At 71.7% G+C, this 414-nt stretch carries 1 protein-coding gene; it reads right to left on the bottom strand.

Annotated elements, in window-relative coordinates; translation table 11 throughout:
* On the bottom strand, positions 1-414 hold a 414-nt coding region (locus tag LPA54_RS40310), incomplete at both ends, for a metal ABC transporter substrate-binding protein (protein WP_228985391.1).

Consider the following 414-nt stretch of genomic DNA (forward strand, 5'->3'; position numbering starts at 1 on the left):
GTGGTGCCGCTGGGGACGACCGCGCCGATCACCCGGAGACCGAAGCGGTCGGCGAGGTAGCCGAACACGTGGTGGTTGGTCACCAAGGCCCGCCTGCCCTCCGGAACGCGGGCGAAGGACTTCTCCATCCAGGAGGTGAGGTGCGTGAGGTGCCCGGCGTAGCGGTCGGCGTTGGCGCGTATCGCGTCGGCGTCCACTCCGTCGACGTGCTCGATGACCTGATCGGCTATCAGGGCGGTGACCTTGCGCACCCGGTCGGGGTCGGTCCAGAAGTGCGGGTCGGGCTGTCCCGCCTCGCCCTCGGGACCGCCGTCGTCGGCGGTACGGAAGGTGAGCGGGTCGGCCGCCTCGCCGGCCGCGAAGGTGGCGACGCCGGACTCACGGGCGGCGTCCACGTGCCGCAGTACGTTCTCC

Source organism: Streptomyces sp. DH12, from assembly GCF_020873895.1.
GTDB lineage: Bacteria > Actinomycetota > Actinomycetes > Streptomycetales > Streptomycetaceae > Streptomyces.